We start from the raw sequence: 18,474 nt of genomic DNA on the forward strand, positions 1-18,474 counted from the left end.
CCTACCACGCAAGGAGATCCAGTGCTCGACGCCGAATTCTTCCGCCGTTGGATGGCCGCCACCGCGGCGTCGGTCGACCGGGAGGCGGACCGGCTCACCGCCCTCGACTCGGCCATCGGCGACGCCGACCACGGCAGCAACATGCAGCGCGGGTTCGCGGCGGTCATGACCGCTCTGGAGAAGGAGCCGCCGGACACCCCCGGGGGCGTGCTGACGCTGGCCGGGCGGCTGCTGATCTCGACGGTCGGCGGGGCGTCCGGACCGCTCTACGGCACCCTGCTGCGCCGGACGGGCAAGGCGCTCGGGGACACCGCCGAGGTGAGTGAGGAGCAGCTCGCCGAGGCGCTCCGGGCGGGCGTGGACGGGGTGATGGCGCTCGGCAAGGCGACCCCCGGCGACAAGACCATGATCGACGCGCTGGTCCCGGCGGTGGACGCGATGAGCGGCGGTTTCGCCGCGGCGCGCTCGGCCGCCGAGGAGGGCGCGGTGGCCACCGTCCCGCTGCAGGCCCGCAAGGGCCGGGCCAGTTACCTCGGCGAGCGCAGCATCGGCCATCAGGACCCCGGCGCCACGTCCTCGGCCCTGCTGATCGCCGGGCTCGAGGAAGCGGCCGGCGAGGAGGCCCGCGGTGAGTGACGAGAAACTGGTGGGGATCGTGCTGGTGTCGCACAGCGCGGAGGTCGCCACCTCCGTCGCCGAGATGGCGAAGGGGCTGGCGAGCGGGGGCACGGCGGTGCCGGTCGCCGCGGCGGGCGGCACCGAGGGCGGCGGGATGGGCACCAGTGCCGAGCTGATCTCCGCCGCCGCCGCCTCCGTGGACCGGGGCGCGGGTGTCGCCGTGCTCATGGACCTCGGCAGCGCGGTGCTCACCGTGAAGGCGCTGCTCGCCGAGGGCGACGAACTCCCGGACGGCGCGCGCCTGGTGGACGCCCCCTTCCTGGAGGGCGCGGTCGCCGCGGTGGTCACGGCGGCGACGGGCGCCGACCTGGACGCGGTCGAGGCGGCGGCGACCGAGGCGTACGACTACCGCAAGGAGTGAGATCAGGGGCCGGCGGCGTACCGCGGGTCGATCACCCGGGTCGCCGCCGGCGGACGGCACCGCGACGGGCCGCCCTGTTCCGTGGCCCGGCGGGGCCGCCGCTCAGTCGGGGTCGACGAAGTGGCGGGCCAGCCGCTCGCCCGCCTTCACCGCGGCCCGGTGGCTCTCGATCGGGGTGATGCGCGAGTCCTTGAAGACGATGTACGTGACGCCGGAGGCGGCACCGCCGCTGATCGGGTCGGGGTGGATGCCCAGGCCGCGGGCGGTGGCGTAGGAGGCCTCGCCGATGATGTCGCGCGGACCGGCGTCGCCGACGACCGCGTACTGCACCCGGTCCCGGTAGATCACGGCCGCCACGGAGCCGCCGCGGACGCCGTAGTCGCGGTGGTCCCAGATGCGGCTCGGGACCGGCAGCACGATGTAGGGCAGGGACGCGGCGTTCAGATGACGGCCGTCGGACTGCTGGTAGGCGGTGGCGGCCGAGAACATCGGATCGGTAAGGCGGTTGCAGCGGGCGGTGGGCCGCCCGTCGCAGTCGATGTCCAGGTCGGCCTTCCAGAACACCGCCCCTCGGGTGTCGCACACGGAGACCCTCGCGGACGAGGCGTCGTCGGTGCGGTATCCGCCTCGGGAGACCCGGTCGCAGGAGCGTACCCGGTCCAGCAGGTCGGCGGCGGTCACGGCACCCTCGCCATGTGCCGCCGGTGGTCTCTCCCCGGTCGGGACGGCCGCGGCGGGCGGCGTGGTCGGGGCGAGCAGGGCGGCACCGGCCGCGGCCAGCGTCAGCGTCTGGACACGCACTCTGAGGAACCCTCTCCTAGGGAACATTCCGGACACCATGCCCAAAACGTCATCCAACGGCGAGTGCGACACCCCTTTGGGTCCTGATGGAGCAGCGCCTTGACGCTTTCGTCTGATGAGCAGCCAAAAGGCGTGGAGCGCCCGGGCGGCACCGGTCCGCCCCCGGGCGCCACCGGCACCGCCCCCTTGCCGCGCCCGCGCCCGCGGGGCCATATTGGTCCGGACCTTTACCGTGACGCCGTCCCCGGGGAGGCAGAGCCGTGCGCCGCGTTCCTCTCACGTCCCTGCCGGCCTCCGCCGCTCTCGCGCTGGTCGTGTCCTGCGGCTGGGGCGGGGCGGCCGAGGGCGACGGCGGCCGGGCACCGGGCGCTCCGACGGGGGTCACGGCAGCGGCAGGCAGCGCCTCGAGCGTGCACGTGATGTGGAACGCGGTGGCGGGCGGCTCCCCGGTCCGCGGCTACGAGGTATACCGCGGCCACGTGAAAGTCACCGAAGTGCCGGGCTCACAGCACATGGTGGACGTCACCAGGCTCAGGCCGTCCACCATGTATGCCTTCACCGTGCGGGCCCGGGACGCGGACGGCCGCCTCGGGCCGCCCAGCCGGGCGGTGCGGGCGCGGACGCCGGCCGCGATGGTGGCGGACCGCTCGGCGCCGACCCGCCCGGCCGGGCCCGCCGGGCGGGCGGTGGGCAGCCGCGCGGTCCAGCTGTCCTGGTCCGCCTCCCACGACGACCGGGGCGTGGTGTCGTACGAGATACAGCAGGGTGGCGCGAAGATCCACAGCGTGGGCGGCGGGCAGCGCGCCACCGTGGTCACCGGGCTGCGCCCGGGCACCCGCTACGTCTTCACCGTGCGGGCCCGGGACGCGGCCGACAATCTCTCCCCCGCGAGCGCGCCGGTCCGCGTCACCACCCCGGGCACCGACGACGGCCGGGACACCGCGCCCGCCGCCTTCACCGCGTCGAGCCACCGGTCCGGCGGGGCGTACTACATCGACCTGTCGTGGGATCCGCCGGCCGTGGACGGGGTGATCACCGAGTACCGGATCCAGCTGGACGGCGCCACGGCCACCTCGCTGGTGTGGGGCGGCGATCCGCCGCGCGGCCGGGCGCACTACAGCTTCTTCGCCGGGCGCGAGGCGGGCGAAGCGCACCGGGTGCGGCTCGGGGCGCGGCTGCCGGACGGCACCTGGGGCGGATTCTCGGCCGAGCGGACGGTGACGCCGGGCGGGAACGCGGGCGGCTGACGGGCGGAGGGAGGCCGGGGCGCGGAGCGCCAGCCGGGGCGCGCCGGACGGGGTAGCGCTCACCCGACTGGGCGCGGTCCGGGTGCGACGGGGTCCGGCGCCGCGTTTGCTGCCGTTGAGGCAGCACGGACGTTTCCCGACCCTCGGCGGCGCATGGGACGTACCGCCAACCGTGCCGCCGGAGGGCCAGCCAATGCGAAACTCCCGACGTCTCCTCCGCTCCGGTCTGACCCTGGCGGCCGCCGCCGCGCTTCCGGCCTCACTCGCCGGACCGTCGGCCGCGGCATCCGGCATATCCGTGAGCACCATCGGTTCCACGGTCTCGGTCGTCACTAGCGCGTGCACCCAGAGCAACGGCAGCTGGGGCAACGCCTCCCTCATCAGCAGCCGCCAGGGGAGCTTCTCCCAGGGGCGGCAGGTCGCCCTCTCGGGCACCAGCGTCAGCCAGTCCGCGGCATGGTCGGGGGTGAGCCCGGGGACGTACACGGTGGTCGTGATGTGCTCCAACGGCACGACCGCGGGCACCCAGTCCGTGATCGTCTCCGCGCCCAGCGCCTCCAGCGCGCCCACGATCTCGTCGACGTTCACGCCCGCGCCGTCGCGCGGTGTGAAGGGCGGTGTGGGCGGCGCCTCCCGTGACTACGGCCCGCTCACCCTGGGCATCGGCGCGACCCTGGTGACGGGCGCCGTGGGCGCCACGGTCTGGTTCCTGCGCCGCCGTTCGAAGCCGTACCGGCTCTGAGCCGGCGGCCCGGCGGGTCCGGCGGCGAGCCGGCGGTCCGGCGCCCCTCAGGCGGGCGTGCCGTCCGCCGGTTCCGTGCCGTTCTCCCCCGTGGCCGCGAGTCCGGCGAACTCCTCCAGCGCCCGGGTGAGCCACTGGGTCCAGAAGGTCTCCAGGTCGATGCCGGCCCGCAGGACCAGATGGCGCAGCCGGTCCTCCGGGGTGTCCCGGCCCGGCGGGAAGTCGCGCCCCTCGATCTCCTCGTACTCGGCCAACTGCCGCCGGTGCAGGTCCAGATGGCGTCCCAGCTCGGACTCCAGGCCCGCCGTGCCCACGACCGCGGCCGCCCGCAGCCGCAGGAACAGGGCGTCGCGGTGCGGCCTGGGGTCCTGGGACTCGGCGGTCCAGCGGGCCAGTTCGGCGCGGCCCGCGGGCAGGACCTCGTAGCTCTTCTTCTGCCCGCGGACCGGCTGCTCGGCCGGCAGCGCGCGGATGAACCCCTCCCCCTCCAGCTTCCCCAGCTCGCGGTAGATCTGCTGGTGCGTCGCGGACCAGAAGTAGCCGATCGACCTGTCGAACCGGCGGGTCAGCTCCAGGCCCGAGGACGGCTTCTCCAGCAGGGCGGTGAGGATGGCGTGCGGGAGTGACATGGGGTCATCCTAGGGACGCGCGCCGGCGGCCTACAGCGCCGCCGCCAGCTCGGTGCCCTGCTTGATGGCCCGCTTGGCGTCCAGCTCGGCCGCGACGTCGGCGCCGCCGATCAGGTGGGCGCTGCGGCCCGCGGCGACCAGCTCCTCGTACAGGTCGCGGCGCGGCTCCTGGCCGGTGCACAGCACCACCGTGTCGACCTCCAGGACCGTGCTCTCCTCGCCGACGGTGATGTGCAGCCCGGCGTCGTCGATCCGGTCGTAGCGCACGCCCGGGACCATGGTCACGCCCCGGTGCTTCAGTTCGGTGCGGTGGATCCAGCCGGTGGTCTTGCCCAGTCCGGCGCCGACCTTGGTGGTCTTGCGCTGCAGGAGGTGGACGGTACGGGGCGGCGCGGGCCGCCGCGGGGCGGTGAGGCCGCCGGGCGCCTGGTAGTCCATGTCGACGCCCCAGTTGCGGAAGTACGTGCGCGGATCCTCGCTCGCCTTGTCGCCGCCGTCGGTGAGGTACTCGGCGACGTCGAAGCCGATGCCGCCGGCGCCGAGCACGGCCACCCGCTCGCCTACCGGGGCGCCGTCCCGCAGCACGTCGAGGTAGCCGACGACGCGGGGGTGGTCGGCGCCGGGGATGTCGGGGACGCGCGGGGTGACGCCGGTGGCGACGACGACCTCGTCGTAGCCGTCGAGGTCCGCCGAGGTGACCCAGGCGCCGAGCCGTACGTCGACGCCGTGCGCGTCGAGCTGGTGGCGGAAGTAGCGCAGCGTCTCGTCGAACTCCTGCTTGCCGGGGACCTTGCGGGCCACGTTGAGCTGGCCGCCGATCTCGCTCGCGGCGTCGAACAGGGTGACGGCGTGGCCGCGTTCGGCGGCGCTGACGGCGCAGGCCAGTCCGGCCGGTCCGGCGCCGACGACCGCGACCCGCTTGGCCAGCCGGGTCGGGGACAGCACCAGCTCGGTCTCGTGGCAGGCACGCGGGTTGACCAGGCAGGAGGTGATCTGCCCGCTGAAGGTGTGGTCGAGGCAGGCCTGGTTGCAGCCGATGCAGGTGTTGATCGCCTCCGGCTTCCCGGCGGCGGCCTTCGCGACGAAGTCCGGGTCGGCGAGCATCGGCCGGGCCACGGACACCATGTCCGCGCAGCCGCCGGCGAGCAACTCCTCGGCCAGTTCGGGGGTGTTGATGCGGTTGGTGGTCACCAGCGGGACGGACACCTCGCCCATCAGCTTCTTCGTGACCCAGGTGTAGGCGCCGCGCGGCACGGAGGTGGCGATGGTGGGGATGCGGGCCTCGTGCCAGCCGATGCCGGTGTTGATGATCGTCGCACCGGCGGCCTCGATCGCCTTGGCGAGGGTGACGACCTCCTCCAGGGAGGAGCCGCCCGGGACCAGGTCCAGCATGGACAGCCGGTAGATGATGATGAAGTCCTCGCCGACGGCCTCGCGCACCCGCTTGACGATCTCGACGGGGAAGCGCATCCGGTTCTCGTACGAGCCGCCCCACCGGTCGGTGCGGTGGTTGGTCTGCGCCGCGATGAACTCGTTGATCAGGTAGCCCTCGGAGCCCATGATCTCGACGCCGTCGTAGCCGGCCCGCCGGGCGAGGCGGGCGGCGCGGGCGTAGTCCTCGATGGTCCGCTCGATGTCGGCGTCGTCGAGCTCGCGGGGCACGAAGGGGCTGATGGGCGCCTGCACCGGGCTCGGGGCCACCAGGTCCCGGTGGTAGGCGTACCGGCCGAAGTGCAGGATCTGCATGGCGATCCGGCCGCCCTCGCGGTGGACGGCGTCGGTGACGGTCCGGTGCTGCTCCGCCTCCTCCTCGGTGGTGAGCCTGGCGCCGCCCTCGTAGGGCCGGCCCTCGTCGTTGGGCGCGATGCCGCCGGTGACGATGAGGCCCACTCCGCCGCGGGCGCGGGCCGCGTAGAAGGCCGCCATCCGCTCGAAGCCGCGCTCGGCCTCCTCCAGACCGACGTGCATGGAACCCATGAGCACGCGGTTGGGCAGGGTGGTGAAGCCCAGGTCGAGCGGGGACATCAGGTGCGGGTATCGGCTCATGGGGCCCTCCGTGCGGGGTGCGGTCGCCTCTTGTTGTAGAGGAAGCGCCCCCCGTTGTGCAACTAGTTGCATAAACGAGGGCGGGTGAGTCCGGCCACTTCGCGCGCACGCGACGGCGCCCCGGCCGGCTCTTCGCCGTCCGGGGCGCCGCGGTGTGCCGTGCGGTCCGGTCCCGCCGGACTCCGTCAGCGGCTCTCCAGCCGCAGGTGCAGGTCCCGCTCCTGGTCACCGGAGGCCGTGCAGGTCTCCTCGACGGTGAACATCGCGTCCAGCGTCGTGCGGAACCGGTCCACGGCCCAGTAGCCGCCCTGGACGTCCGCGACGACGGACGCGTCGAGGTGAACCGGCGGACAGCCGGGCCCACGGGCGTCCGCGACGTCGTACGTGCCCAGCCACACCATCGGACGGACCTCGTGGAACTGCCTCGGAACCTCCTCGGAGGTCCGGTCCGACGCGAAACAGCTGTTCAGTGCGTCGAACACGAGACGGGCGTCCTCCTTGGAGCCGCTGATCTCCACCGAGACGGTCTCCTGGTGCGACCAGTCCTTGTTCTCCATGATCGCTCCTTTCCTGGCCGCGCTGCGGTGGAACGGGGTACCCCGCCGAACCGCGTCCATCCTCAGCAAAGCACCACGGACCGGCGAGCACACCTCAGGCGCGGGAGAACCCGCAGGTCTCAGCCGCGGGTGAACTTGTACGTCTTGCTGTCGGTGAGGACGCAGAAGCCGGGCGACACGACGATGACGCGCAGCACCCCGGTCCGGCGGTCGTAGTCGATGCCCTCCGCCTCGAAGCCGCCCGAGCAGGAGCTGCGCAGCGGCAACTGGCGCAGGGCGGTGACATGGCCGGTGACGTCCGCCGTGCCGTTCGGCGCCGCGGACAGGTCGATCCGCAGCAGCGGCTTGGTGAGGCCGAAGAGGGAACCCTCCGGGTCGTCGGAGGAGCAGAGCAGGGTGGTGGGACCGGAGAAGTCGCAGCCCTGGACGTCACGCACGGCGTGGTCGAGGTTGACGGTGGAGGCCTGCGGGAGGTTCGCGGAGGGCGAGGTGGCCGGGTTCACGCCGGGGGTCGGGAAGACGAGCAGGCGGTTCATGGTTCCCCACTCGCCCGACAGCATCCACTGGCCGTCGGGCGAGATCGCCGCCCAGGAGTTGTTCAGGGCCTCGCCGGCGCTCAGCGTGTGGACGTACTCCGACCAGCCGCCGCCGGGGGCCTGCACGCGGTACATCTTCGAGTTGCCCGAGTCGCGCTGGTAGGGCTCGACGTAGTGGCCGTCGTACGAGGCGTCGGGGTCGCCCACGTGGTTCCAGCCGCGGCTGGAGACCCCGATCGGGATGGTGCCGATGCCGGTGTACCGGTTGGGGCTGTTCGCCGGGACCTCCACCGAGGCCAGACCCTGGCTCTCGGTCAGCGGATCGGCCCGGTCGGAGCCGGTCTCGGTCCAGGTGTCGGCCGCGTGGGCCGGGGCGGGTGCGGCGAGGGACACGACTGCGGCGGTGGCCAGGATGACGAGTCCGGTGAGGACAGCGTGACAACGTTGCCTGGCGGAGGGGGACGCGGGCATGGCCGGCTCCTCGGAGGAGGGGGGTGGGTGCACTCGGTCGGCGGACAGTCTGGCCCGGAGGAGTGGTCATGTACAGGCCAATGGAGCAACATGGGCGTGAACTCTCACGGCCGCGGGCACCGTCCCGCGCGGCCACCGCGGGCCACGGCCCCCGCGCAGGCGCCGCGGCCCGGTGATTTCGGCGTACGTCGGCCGCCCGGTTGAGAGAAGGTGGAGATAGGTGCGACGGCGCGGAGAGTCGGGTGTGAGCGCGGTAGAACAAGGGGAGTCGGCACGGGGGACGGCGTACCGTGCGATCGGGCGAAGGCGGTGCGGGGCATGAGTGCAGCCGGGGCTCCGGTGGCGGACGGTAACGAGCCGGTGCGCGGAGCGGTGCGGGCCGGCGGACTGCTCGACGTGCTGCGCGTGGCGTCGGTGGTGCTGGACGACAGCGGCCGCATCGTGCTGTGGAGCCCGCAGGCCGAGGAGCTGTTCGGCTACTCGGCGCAGGAGGCCCTCGGCGAGTACGCCGCCCGCCTGATGGTGGACGAGCGGCACATCCAGCTCGTCGGCAAGCTGTTCGCCGACGTGATGCGCACCGGCCAGAGCTGGGCCGGCGGCTTCCCGATCCGCCGCAAGGACGGCAGCACCCGCCTGGTGGAGTTCCGCAACATGCGGCTGCTGGACGACCGCGGGGACGTGTACGCGCTGGGGCTCGCCGCCGACCAGTCGACCGTGCGGCGTCTGGAGCAGGACGTGGCGCTGTCCGAGCGGATGGTGCAGCAGTCCCCGATCGGGCTCGCCGTGCTCGACACCGAGCTGCGGTTCGTCACCGTCAACCCCGCCCTGGCCCGGAACAACGGCGTGCCGGCCGAGGAGCACATGGGGCGCAGGCTGCGCGACGTGCTGCCGATGCTGGACACCGACGCGCTGGAGGCCGCCACCCGCCGGGTCCTGGAGACCGGCGTCCCGCTCATCGACGCACCGCTGGTCGGCCGGACGCCGGCCGACCCGGACCGGGAGCGCACCTGGTCGCAGTCGCTGTACCGCCTCGAGGACGCGATGGGCAACGTGCTCGGGGTCGCCGTCTCCCTGGTCGACATCACCGAGCAGCACCGGGCCTCGCAGGAGGCGGAGACGGCGCGGCGCCGGCTCGCGATCATCGCCGACGCCTCCGTCCGGATCGGCACCACGCTGGAGCTGGAGCGCACCGCCTGCGAGCTGGCCGAGGTGTCGGTGCCGGCGCTGGCCGACATCGCCGCCGTGGATCTGCTGGACGCGGTGGTGGAGGGCCGGCCCAGCACGCTGGGCCCGTCGGAGGGGGCGGTGATCCGGGCCCTCGCGGTACGCCCGGCGGAGAGCTCGGACGGCGTGTGCGCCGCCGACCCGCCCGGCCAGGTCGCCCGGTACGGGCCGGACCGGCTGGTCACCCAGTGCGTGCGTACGGGCGAGGTGGTGCTCGTGGCGCGGGTGAAGGACGAGGACCTGCCGCGGATCGCCCGCTCGGAGGAGGCGGCCGCCCTGCTGGGCCGGGCGGGCCTGCACTCCTACCTGGCCGTGCCGCTGATCGCGCGCGGCGAGGTGCTCGGCGCCCTCGATCTCAAACGGACCCGCAATCCGGCTCCCTTCGACGCGGACGACGTGCTGCTGGCCCGGGAACTGGCGGCCCGCGCCGCCGTGCACATCGACAATGCCCGCTGGTACCAGGACGCCCGCAACACCGCGCTCACCCTGCAGCGCAGCCTGCTGCCGGGCCGGCCGCCGGTGACGACCGGCCTGGAGGTGGCCTCCCGGTACCAGCCGGCGGGCGCCACCAGCGAGGTCGGCGGCGACTGGTTCGACGTCATCCCGCTGGACGGCGGCAGGACCGCGCTCGTGGTGGGCGACGTGATGGGCAGCGGCATCAGCGCGGCCGCGACCATGGGCCGGCTGCGCACCGCGACCACCACGCTGGCGGCGCTCGGTCTCGACCCGGCGGTGCTGCTGGAGCACCTGGACAAGACGACCTCGGCCCTGGACCACTCCATCGCCACCTGCGTGTACGCCGTCCACGATCCGCATCTGCGCCGGTGCCGGATCGCCAACGCCGGGCACCTGCCCCCGGCCCGGGTCCGGCCGGGCCGCCCGCCGGAGCTGCTCGACCTGCCCACCGGCGTACCGCTGGGGGTGGGCGGGGTGGAGTTCTCGACCGTCACCGTCGACTTCGAGCCGGGCGACGTGCTGGTGTTCTACACCGACGGCCTGGTCGAGACGCGCTGCCATTCGCTGGACGAGCGCCTGGACTTCCTGCTGTCCCTGCTGGACGACCCGGCCCGCCCGCTGGAGGAGGCCTGCGACCTGCTCCTGCGCACGCTGCACCACCCGGACAACCACGACGACGTGGCGCTGCTCATCGCCCGGGCGCAGGAGCTGCCGTAGGACGCGTCACCGTTCCCGCACGCCGATCACCACATGCGCGTACAGCTCCTCGGACACCGCCGTACGCGCCCTCAGCCCGGCGTCGGTGAGGGCCCGTACGGCCGCCGGAACCTGGCGCTCGCCGGTCTCGGTCAGCAGGACACCGCCGGGCGCCAGCCAGCCAGGGGCCCCGGCGGCGACCCGGCGCAGTACGTCGAGTCCGTCCGCGCCGCCGTCGAGCGCGGCCGGCGGTTCGTGGTCACGGGCCTCGGCGGGGAGGAAGGGCACCTCGGCGCTCGGTACGTAGGGCACGTTGGCCGTGAGGATGCCGACCCGGCCCCGCAGCGCGGGCGGCAGCGCGTCGAACAGGTCACCCGCGTGGGATCGCCCGTCGTACGGGGCGAGGTTGCGGCGGGCGCAGCGCACCGCGGCCGGATCGATGTCGGCGGCGTGCACCTCGACGGGGCCGAGCGCGGCGGCCAGGGCCGCGCCGATCGCCCCGGAGCCGCAGCACAGGTCGACGACGACCGTGACGTCCGGGGCGTGGGCCAGCGCCTGGTCGACCAGGAACTCGGTACGGCGGCGCGGCACGAAGACCCCCGGTTCCACGGCGATGCGCAGACCGTGGAACCCCGCCCAGCCGAGGACGTGTTCGAGTGGCAGTCCGGCGGCCCGCCGGTCCACCATAGCGGCCAGTTCGACGGGGGTGCGGGCGGTGCCGAGGATCAACTCCGCCTCGTCCTCGGCGAAGACGCACCCGGCGGCACGCAGGGCGGAGACGACGGCGGAAGCGGAGAGCGGGGGCAGGGAGGGAACGGAGGACATGCGGGCCGAGAGCCTTTCGGGGAACCGGAGCCGAAGGGCGCTCCCACGCTCAGAGCAAGCTGTCATGAGGAGAGTGCACCCGGGCTGACACAGCGGTGATGGGTCCCACCTCCTCAACGGCGTTCGGACCGCGGACACTCCGCGACCGGACGGTCACCTTACCCCAGCGCCCCGGGTCCGCCGTGCGGCACCCGGAGGCCGGGAAGGGACCTGACGCGGGGTGGCGCCGAGGGCCGCCCGGGACCGCCACCGCGGCCGGGCCGACCCGCACGCCGTACCTCACACCCCCACCGTCTCCTCCATCTCCTCCTCGGCCGTCCCGGTCTCCCGCTCCGTGACGCTTCCGGCCCGCGTCGCGGGCGGCGCGGGCGCGGGAGTCGCCGCCGCGGGGGTCCGGGAGTGCTCGAAGGCGGCGGCGACGGCGGTCACCGCGAGGCCGGCGAGCAGCCAGACCAGCAGGGTCCACACGGTGCGGCCGAGGCCGTCGCCGCCGAAGTAGAGGAGGCTGCGGACGCCCTCGACGAAGCCGGCGCCGTTCCAGAAGGAGTGCAGGGCACCGAAGAAGCCGTTCTGCAGCTCGGGCCGGAACAGGCCGCCGGAGCTCGTGAAGTTGAGCATGACGAACAGCACCATCATGGTCAGCGTGGTCCACCGCTTGAGGAAGGTGTGCAGGCCCGTGCCGATGAGCAGGATGCCCGCGGAGTAGAGCCACGCCATCCCCCAGACGCCGGCGAGGTCGTGGTGCGCGAGGTGGAACACCGGTCCGGCGAGCAGGGCGCCGATGCCGGCGACCACCGCGGAGACACCGAACGCCAGCAGTGCCCGTACCCGCATGGGGAGGGCGGCGCCCGCCGCGCCCAGGGCGGCGACCGAGGCGTAGGAGCCGATACTGACCGCGATCAGCAGGAAGAACAGGCCCTGGCCGGTGGGGTCGTCGGCGACCGGGGCGGCCACGTCGGTGACCTTCAGCGGCTCGCCCCGCTCCGCGGCGACCGGGGTGAAGACCTTCTCCACGGCCGTCGCGCCCATGTCGGAAGCGGCGGTGGCGACCAGCAGTTCCGGTGCCCTCGCGGCCGGCACGTAGGCACCGGTGATGTCCCGGGACCGGAGCAGGCGCTCGGCGTCGGCGCGGGTGGCGACGGTGCGGACGTCGAGCCGGTCCCCCGCGCCGTCCTTGACGGTCTGGGCGAACACCTTCGCCCCGGGGCCGGTGCCGACGACGGCGACGGGCAGGTGGTTCGGCTCCGGCGTGACGAAGGCGCCCATGTACGCGAGCCCCATGCCCAGGCACATCAGCAGCGGGGTGATCAGGTGGGTGAGCACATGGCGCATTGCCGGTGACCTCATCGCGGGCGGCCTCCAGATGTCGATGGTTGGCTTATACAACTTCCGTTCAAGTTGTACTATACAACTAGAACGTCGGAGGAGGTATTCCGTGACAGCGGCAGCGGAGACGGCCGTCGAGACCATTCAGCGCGAGATGACGATCTTCGCCCGCCGGGCCCGGGCCTCGGCGGGACGCATGCACCCCGAGCTGTCACTGGTGTCGTACACGTTGCTCGGGCATCTGGAGGAGAGCGGCGGCTGCCGGGCCACCGACCTGGCCGCGCACCACGCCCTGGACAAGTCCACGGTCAGCCGCCAGGTGACCGCGCTGGAGCGGGCCGGCCTCATCGAGCGCCGCACCGCCGCCGAGGACCACCGCGTCCAGGTGCTGGACCTGACGGAGGCCGGCCGGGAGATCCTCGCCCAGGTCACGCGCAGCCGCCGGGCCGCCTTCCGGGAGCGGCTCGCCGCGTGGCCGGAGGAGGACCTGGTCCGCTTCGCGCGGTACCTGGAGCGGTACAACGCGGGGCCGGCCGCGACGGCCGGCCCCGACGAGCCGTAGGACGCCGGTCAGGACACCGGTGCGGCCGTCCGCCCGTCCGCCGGCCGCTCCGGCGGGCGGGCCGCGAGGAACGCGGTGCGGCGGCGCTGCCGGAAGCCGAGGGACTCGTAGAGCCGGAGGGCGTTCGTGTTGCGGGCACTGGCGTGCAGGAACGGGGTCTCGCCACGCTCCCGGACGCCGTGCGCCACGGCGCGGATCAGCCGGCCGGCCAGGCCCTCGCCGCGGTGTCCGGGGTCGGTGCAGACCGCGCTGATCTCGGTCCAGCCGGGCGGGCGCAGCCGCTCCCCCGCCATGGCGACGAGGACGCCCTCGCGGCGGATGCCGAGGTAGGTCCCCAGTTCGACGGTGCGCGCCAGGAAGGGCCCCGGCCGGGTGCGGCGCACCAGGTCGAGCATCTCCGGTACGTCGCGCGGGCCGAGCGGGACCGCCTCCGGGTCCGGTGCGGCGGCGACGCCGTCGTCCACGAGCTGCACCCCCTCGGACCGGAAGGTCACCTCCCAGCCGTCCGGGACCTCCCCGGCGTAGCCCGAGAGGGGGACCTCGGTGCCGGGGCCGGCCAGCGCCGCGAGGTCCGCCCAGTCGTCCGCGTCCGGGACGTCGGGCATCGCCAGCCACGGGGACACGTCGAGCGGATAGCGCAGCACCCGGCCGCGCCGCTCGGCGAAGTGCGCGTGCGGCCCGGTCAGGGAGGCGAGGGCGGGATTGTCCAGGACGTGCGCGACCACGGGCGCCTGCGGGCGGGCGACGGCCTCGGCGCTCATCCGCCCACCTCGATGACGACCTTGCCCCGGGCGTGCCCGTCCTCCACGGCGCGCAGGGCGGCGTCCGCGCGCTCGAGCGGGAAGGTGCGGGTGACGTGCGGATCCAGGGCGCCGCTCAGCACGAGCGCCGCCACCTCGTCCAGCACTCGCGCGGTGCGGGCCCGGGCGACCCGGGAACCGCCCAGCGCGGCGACGGTGCCGGGCGGGGCCCCGGCCGTGATGAGCTTCGTCCGGTCGGTGAGCAGGGTGGCCGCCTCGGCGAGCGTGTCGCCCCCCACCAGGTCGTACACCGCGTCCACGCCACCGGGGGCGGCGGCACGCACCCGGTCGGCCAGGTCCGGGCCGCTCGGCACGTGCACGGCGCCCAGCGACTCGACGAAGTCCTTCTTGGCCTCGCTCGCCACGCCCACCACCCGCACGCCGAAGGCGCGGGCGATCTGCAGGGCGGCGGCGCCGACCCCGCCGCCCGCGCCGGTCACCAGCAGTGTCGCGCCCTCGGGCAGGCCGAGCTGGCGGACGCCGTCGTAGGCGGTGGCCGCGGCGACCGGCAGGGTCGCGGCGTCGGTGAACGACAGCCCGTCCGGCTTGTGCGCGGTCACCCCGGCGCTCAGCAGGGCGTACTCGGCGTATCCGCCGTCCACGGTGTTGCCGAACACGGGGTCACCGACGGCGAATCCGGTCACCCCCGGCCCGGCCGCCTCGACGACACCCGCGGCCTCGCTGCCGAACACCGCCGGGAAGACGCGCTCGGCGGGGTCGCCGGGGCGGCGCAGACCCTCGCGCAGTTTCCAGTCGACGGGGTTCACGCCGGCCGCGCGGACCGCGACCAGGAGCTGACCCGGGCCGGGGATCGGCCGGTCCACGTCGGTCAGGGCCTCGGTCTCCGGGCCGCCGTACCGCGTGAAGACGTACGCCTTGGACGCCTTGGACATCCTCTTTCCTCGCTTCCGTCGCACCGTCACCGGCGCACCGGCCGGCACTGAGCGGCAAGGAGGAGCGGCCGACGGCTATTCCCGGCTCCGCGAAGAGTTCGCACGGCCGCAACGAGTTCGTACGGCTGTAACAAACGCCGCACTGACCTGGGGCGGAGCACGCGCGGGGACGGCGTACGGTGGACGGCATGAACGTCACCCGAGGCTTCACGGGTCGCTCCCGTGTCACCGATCCAGGGCTGCCACCGGGGCAGTACGACGCGCGCGACGAGTGGCCCGTCCTGTCCGCCGAGGTCACCCCGGACCTCGCCCCCGCCGACTGGTCCTTCCGCGTCGACGGGCTGGTGGAGCGTCCGTACACCTGGGACTGGGAGCGGGCCCGGGCGCTGCCCGCGTCCGGGTACGAGGGTGACATCCACTGTGTGACCGGCTGGTCGAAGTTCGGGGTGCGCTTCGGGGGCGTCTCGCTGGACACGTTCCTCGACGTGGTGCGGCCGGACGCGGCCGCCACCCACGCGGTCGCCTACTCGCACACCGGCTACTCAACGAACCTGCCGCTCGCCGACCTGACGGGCGGCCGGGCCTGGATCGCCTGGGAGTACGACGGCGAGCCGCTCGCGCCCGAGCACGGCGGGCCGGCCCGGCTGCTGGTGCCGCACCTGTACTTCTGGAAGAGCGCCAAGTGGATCGCCGGCATCACGCTCCTCGACCACGACGAGCCCGGTTTCTGGGAGGGGAACGGCTACCACGAGCGGGGCAATCCCTGGGAGGAGCAGCGGTACTCCGGTGACTGAGACAGCGACCCCCGCCCGCGTTCCCGCGACCCGCTTCGCCGTGCCCGGGCGCATCGCCGTGAGCGAGCAGGCAGCGGCGGTGTGGCAGACCGCCACCCTGACCGGGATCCGCCGCGAGACCGCGCACGCGTCCACCTTCCGGTTCGCGGTGCCGGACTGGGCGGGGCACCTGCCCGGCCAGCACCTGCTGCTGCGGCTGACCGCGCCGGACGGCTACGTGGCCCAGCGCCACTACTCGATCGCGTCCGCCCCCGACGGCTCGGGCCACATCGAACTGACCCTGGACCATGTGCGGGACGGCGAGGTCTCGGGCTGGTTCCACACCACGGCCCGCCCCGGTGACACGGTCGAGCTGCGCGGCCCGCTGAGCGGCTTCTTCGCCTGGCCCGGCGACCGGCCCGCGCTGCTGCTCGGGGCCGGCTCCGGCGTCGTACCGCTGATGTCGATGATCCGGCACCACCGGGCTCTGGGCCTCGGCGTGCCGCTGCGGATGCTGGTGTCGGCGCGCAGCCCCGAGGAGCTGATCTACGCCCGCGAGCTGGGCGCGGAGACGGCGGCCGTGTTCACGCGGAGCGCTCCCACGGGGGTGCCGGTGGGGCGTCTGGCGGCCGCACATGTGGCGCCGCTCCTGGCCGAGCAACCTCCGGGTGGCTGGGAGGCCTATGTGTGCGGCTCGAACGGCTTCGCCGAGCACGCCTCGCGCCTGCTGGTCCAGGCGGGGCAGCCGGTCGAGCGGATCCGCATCGAGCGCTTCGGCTGAGCACCGCCGGGCGCTCGCGCGGCGACGGGACGGGCGCCGTGCGCCGCTCCAGGAGGGCTTGATTTCGCGGTCGGCGGCGTGCGCGGGGCGCGCCGCACGGGGTACCAGACGGGTGCGGACGCTTCGTGCGAGGCGACGGAGGACGGCCGGGCCGGTACCCGGCCCGGCCGTCCTCCGGCTCCGGCTGCGGCGAGGAGGTGGGCATGCGTACCCGGGTGCGCGGCTGGCGCTGGCGGCGCAATCCGCTGCGGCGCCGGTCGGACGTCATGGAGGCCTGGACGGTCCTGGTCGCCGCCGTCCTGCTGTTCGTCGTCACGCCGCTGGCCGGGGTGGCGGCCGGTCTGTACGCCCATGACCAGGCGCGGTCTCGCGCAGTGACCCTGCGGACCGAGCGGCACCAGGTGCGCGCCTCGGTGGCCGGGGACGAGTCCGCGCGGCCGCATCCCGTGCGCGGCGACCGAGCGCATACCTATCAGGCCAAGGTCCGCTGGACCGAGCCCGGCACCGGGACGCGGACCGCCGTGGCCCGCGTTCCCGCCGGGAGCCGGGCGGGTGACGTGGTCACCGTGTGGTTCGACGCCCGGGGCCGCGCCGTCGCCCCGCCGCCGAACGACGTGGCGGTCTGGCAGCACACGGTCACGGTGGGCCTGGGCGCCGCGGGCGGCTCGGTGGCCGTGATCCTCCTCGGGTACGCCGTGCAGCGCCGGGCCGCACTGCGCCACCGGATGGAGGAGTGGGAGCGGGAGTGGGCGCTCACGGGTCCGAGGTGGACCCGGCCGCGGACCTGAGCGGGCGGGTGACCCGACCACCACGCACCACCGGCCCGACCGGCCCCTCCTGGGCGGGCCGGCAACGGAGCCCCCTTTCCCAGCGCCGACAGGACGGGGTGAGGACTGCACTTCCCGGTGACGGGCGGAAAGCGCGTGCCGAACGCCCGCGGCGAGTCGTCCGACGGCCCGCGTACCGTGAGCCCACGCAGTCCTTTCGTTCCCAAAGGCGGTTCCCGATGGCCCTGTTCGACCTCCCTCTCGACGAACTCCGCGAGTACCGCAGCGCCTCCACCGCGCCGGAGGACTTCGACGCCTTCTGGGACAAGACCCTGCAGGAGTCCCGTGAGCGCGCACTGGACGCCCGGTTCGAGCCGGTGGACACCGGGCTCTCCACAATCCAGGTGTACGACGTGACGTTCGCCGGTTTCGGCGGCCATCCGGTCAAGGGCTGGCTCCGGCTGCCGGCCGGGGCGGCGCAACCGCTGCCGCTGGTGGTGGAGTTCATCGGCTACGGCGGCGGGCGCGGGCTGGCGCACGAGGACCTGCTGTGGGCCTCGACGGGCCGGGCGCACTTCGTGATGGACACACGCGGCCAGGGCAGCGGCTGGGGCGGCGGTGGCGGCACGCCGGACCCGGTGGGCGCGGCGCCCGCCTTCCCCGGGTACATGACGCGGGGCATCGACGCGCCCGAGAACTACTACTACCGCCGGGTGTTCACGGACGCCGTGCGGGCCGTGGAGGCGGCCCGTTCGCATCCGCTGACCGACGCGGCGCGGACCGTGGTGATCGGTGAGAGCCAGGGCGGCGGCATCTCCCTCGCCGTCGGCGGACTGCTGCCCGATCTGGTCGCGGTCGCCCCGGACGTGCCGTTCCTGTGCGACTTCCCGCGCGCGACGACACTGACGGACCGTCACCCGTACCGCGAGATCGGCCTGTTCCTGAAGACGCACCGCGGCCGCGCCGAGGACGCGCTGCGCACGCTCTCCTACTTCGACGGCGTGCACTTCGCGGCCCGCGGCCGGGCCCCGGCGCTCTTCTCGGCCGCCCTGGAGGACCAGACGTGCCCGCCGTCGACCGTGTTCGCGGCGTTCAACGCCTGGGCGCACCAGGACAAGGCGATCGAGGTGTACGACTTCAACGACCACGAGGGCGGGGGGCCGTACCAGGAGGAGCGCAAGCTGCGCTGGCTGCGCGCGTACGCCTGACCGGACGGGCGGGACGGGGCGCGCCCGGGCGGGGCGCCCGGTCCCGCCCCGCCATCTTCACACCAGTCCGACCAGTCGGTACGTTCGGGGGCACC

General features: G+C 74.2%; 19 protein-coding genes. 10 read left to right on the plus strand and 9 right to left on the minus strand.

Annotation, left to right across the window (positions count from 1 at the left end):
- The first annotated feature begins 21 nt into the window (after positions 1–21).
- Positions 22–636 (plus strand): dihydroxyacetone kinase subunit DhaL, encoded by a 615-nt coding sequence (gene dhaL / locus ACWCPN_RS22715; RefSeq protein ID WP_451209006.1) that lies wholly within the window; start codon positions 22–24, stop codon positions 634–636.
- The gene (locus ACWCPN_RS22720) at positions 629–1,039 is read left to right on the plus strand and encodes a PTS-dependent dihydroxyacetone kinase phosphotransferase subunit DhaM (RefSeq protein WP_451209009.1); all 411 of its coding nucleotides are present in this window, start codon (positions 629–631) and stop codon (positions 1,037–1,039) included. Before dhaL ends, ACWCPN_RS22720 begins: the two co-directional genes overlap by 8 nt.
- A gap of 102 nt (positions 1,040–1,141) precedes the next feature.
- On the opposite strand, the gene ACWCPN_RS22725 is transcribed toward ACWCPN_RS22720, so the two are convergent.
- Positions 1,142–1,840, minus strand: coding sequence for a glycoside hydrolase family 75 protein (locus ACWCPN_RS22725; RefSeq protein ID WP_451209012.1), 699 nt, complete (start codon positions 1,838–1,840; stop codon positions 1,142–1,144).
- Positions 1,841–2,100: 260 nt separating this feature from the next.
- On the opposite strand from ACWCPN_RS22725, the gene ACWCPN_RS22730 reads away from it, so the two are divergent.
- Entirely contained in the window at positions 2,101–3,087 is a 987-nt protein-coding gene (locus tag ACWCPN_RS22730) for a fibronectin type III domain-containing protein (RefSeq protein ID WP_451209015.1), read from the plus strand.
- A 193-nt stretch (positions 3,088–3,280) separates the two neighbouring features.
- The gene (locus ACWCPN_RS22735) at positions 3,281–3,829 is read left to right on the plus strand and encodes a hypothetical protein (RefSeq protein WP_451209018.1); all 549 of its coding nucleotides are present in this window, start codon (positions 3,281–3,283) and stop codon (positions 3,827–3,829) included.
- Positions 3,830–3,876: 47 nt separating this feature from the next.
- Here the strand turns inward: ACWCPN_RS22735 and ACWCPN_RS22740 are convergent, their stop codons facing one another.
- From ACWCPN_RS22740 to ACWCPN_RS22755, 4 genes are all read right to left on the minus strand, one after another.
- Entirely contained in the window at positions 3,877–4,458 is a 582-nt protein-coding gene (locus ACWCPN_RS22740) for a PadR family transcriptional regulator (protein WP_451209021.1), read from the minus strand.
- Positions 4,459–4,488: 30 nt separating this feature from the next.
- Positions 4,489–6,504: an oxidoreductase gene (locus tag ACWCPN_RS22745; RefSeq protein WP_451209024.1), complete on the minus strand. Its 2,016-nt coding sequence runs from the start codon at positions 6,502–6,504 to the stop codon at positions 4,489–4,491.
- Positions 6,505–6,689: 185 nt separating this feature from the next.
- Positions 6,690–7,061: a hypothetical protein gene (locus ACWCPN_RS22750; protein ID WP_451209027.1), complete on the minus strand. Its 372-nt coding sequence runs from the start codon at positions 7,059–7,061 to the stop codon at positions 6,690–6,692.
- Between the two features lie 119 nt (positions 7,062–7,180).
- Positions 7,181–8,068, minus strand: coding sequence for a hypothetical protein (locus tag ACWCPN_RS22755; RefSeq protein ID WP_451209030.1), 888 nt, complete (start codon positions 8,066–8,068; stop codon positions 7,181–7,183).
- Between the two features lie 318 nt (positions 8,069–8,386).
- On the opposite strand from ACWCPN_RS22755, the gene ACWCPN_RS22760 reads away from it, so the two are divergent.
- The gene (locus ACWCPN_RS22760; protein ID WP_451209033.1) at positions 8,387–10,465 is read left to right on the plus strand and encodes a SpoIIE family protein phosphatase; all 2,079 of its coding nucleotides are present in this window, start codon (positions 8,387–8,389) and stop codon (positions 10,463–10,465) included.
- Positions 10,466–10,471: 6 nt separating this feature from the next.
- On the opposite strand, the gene ACWCPN_RS22765 is transcribed toward ACWCPN_RS22760, so the two are convergent.
- Complete coding sequence (locus tag ACWCPN_RS22765) at positions 10,472–11,269, minus strand: putative protein N(5)-glutamine methyltransferase (protein ID WP_451209036.1); 798 nt, start codon at positions 11,267–11,269, stop codon at positions 10,472–10,474.
- Positions 11,270–11,548: 279 nt separating this feature from the next.
- Positions 11,549–12,616, minus strand: a complete 1,068-nt coding sequence (locus ACWCPN_RS22770) for a hypothetical protein (RefSeq protein ID WP_451209039.1) — start codon at positions 12,614–12,616, stop codon at positions 11,549–11,551.
- Between the two features lie 133 nt (positions 12,617–12,749).
- On the opposite strand from ACWCPN_RS22770, the gene ACWCPN_RS22775 reads away from it, so the two are divergent.
- Positions 12,750–13,157 (plus strand): MarR family winged helix-turn-helix transcriptional regulator, encoded by a 408-nt coding sequence (locus tag ACWCPN_RS22775; RefSeq protein ID WP_451209347.1) that lies wholly within the window; start codon positions 12,750–12,752, stop codon positions 13,155–13,157.
- 8 nt (positions 13,158–13,165) lie between these two features.
- On the opposite strand, the gene ACWCPN_RS22780 is transcribed toward ACWCPN_RS22775, so the two are convergent.
- Both ACWCPN_RS22780 and ACWCPN_RS22785 read right to left on the minus strand, forming a co-directional pair.
- The gene (locus ACWCPN_RS22780) at positions 13,166–13,918 is read right to left on the minus strand and encodes a GNAT family N-acetyltransferase (RefSeq protein ID WP_451209042.1); all 753 of its coding nucleotides are present in this window, start codon (positions 13,916–13,918) and stop codon (positions 13,166–13,168) included.
- On the minus strand, positions 13,915–14,850 hold the full coding sequence (locus ACWCPN_RS22785) for a quinone oxidoreductase family protein (RefSeq protein WP_451209045.1): 936 nt from the start codon (positions 14,848–14,850) through the stop codon (positions 13,915–13,917). Before ACWCPN_RS22785 ends, ACWCPN_RS22780 begins: the two co-directional genes overlap by 4 nt.
- Before the next feature lie 188 nt (positions 14,851–15,038).
- Here ACWCPN_RS22785 and ACWCPN_RS22790 point away from each other — a divergent pair, with 188 nt between their 5' ends.
- The 4 genes from ACWCPN_RS22790 to ACWCPN_RS22805 all read left to right on the plus strand — a co-directional run bounded on the left by ACWCPN_RS22790 (position 15,039) and on the right by ACWCPN_RS22805 (position 18,379).
- Positions 15,039–15,644, plus strand: coding sequence for a sulfite oxidase-like oxidoreductase (locus ACWCPN_RS22790; RefSeq protein ID WP_451209048.1), 606 nt, complete (start codon positions 15,039–15,041; stop codon positions 15,642–15,644).
- Complete coding sequence (locus ACWCPN_RS22795) at positions 15,637–16,404, plus strand: ferredoxin reductase (RefSeq protein ID WP_451209051.1); 768 nt, start codon at positions 15,637–15,639, stop codon at positions 16,402–16,404. The genes ACWCPN_RS22790 and ACWCPN_RS22795 overlap by 8 nt, the downstream gene beginning before the upstream one ends.
- 203 nt (positions 16,405–16,607) lie before the next feature.
- Positions 16,608–17,192: an Rv1733c family protein gene (locus ACWCPN_RS22800; protein ID WP_451209054.1), complete on the plus strand. Its 585-nt coding sequence runs from the start codon at positions 16,608–16,610 to the stop codon at positions 17,190–17,192.
- 218 nt (positions 17,193–17,410) lie between these two features.
- A complete protein-coding gene (locus ACWCPN_RS22805; RefSeq protein WP_451209057.1) occupies positions 17,411–18,379 on the plus strand; it encodes an acetylxylan esterase in 969 nt (322 codons plus the stop codon).
- The last annotated feature ends 95 nt before the right edge of the window (positions 18,380–18,474 follow it).

This window comes from Streptomyces sp. NPDC002386 (assembly GCF_053593175.1).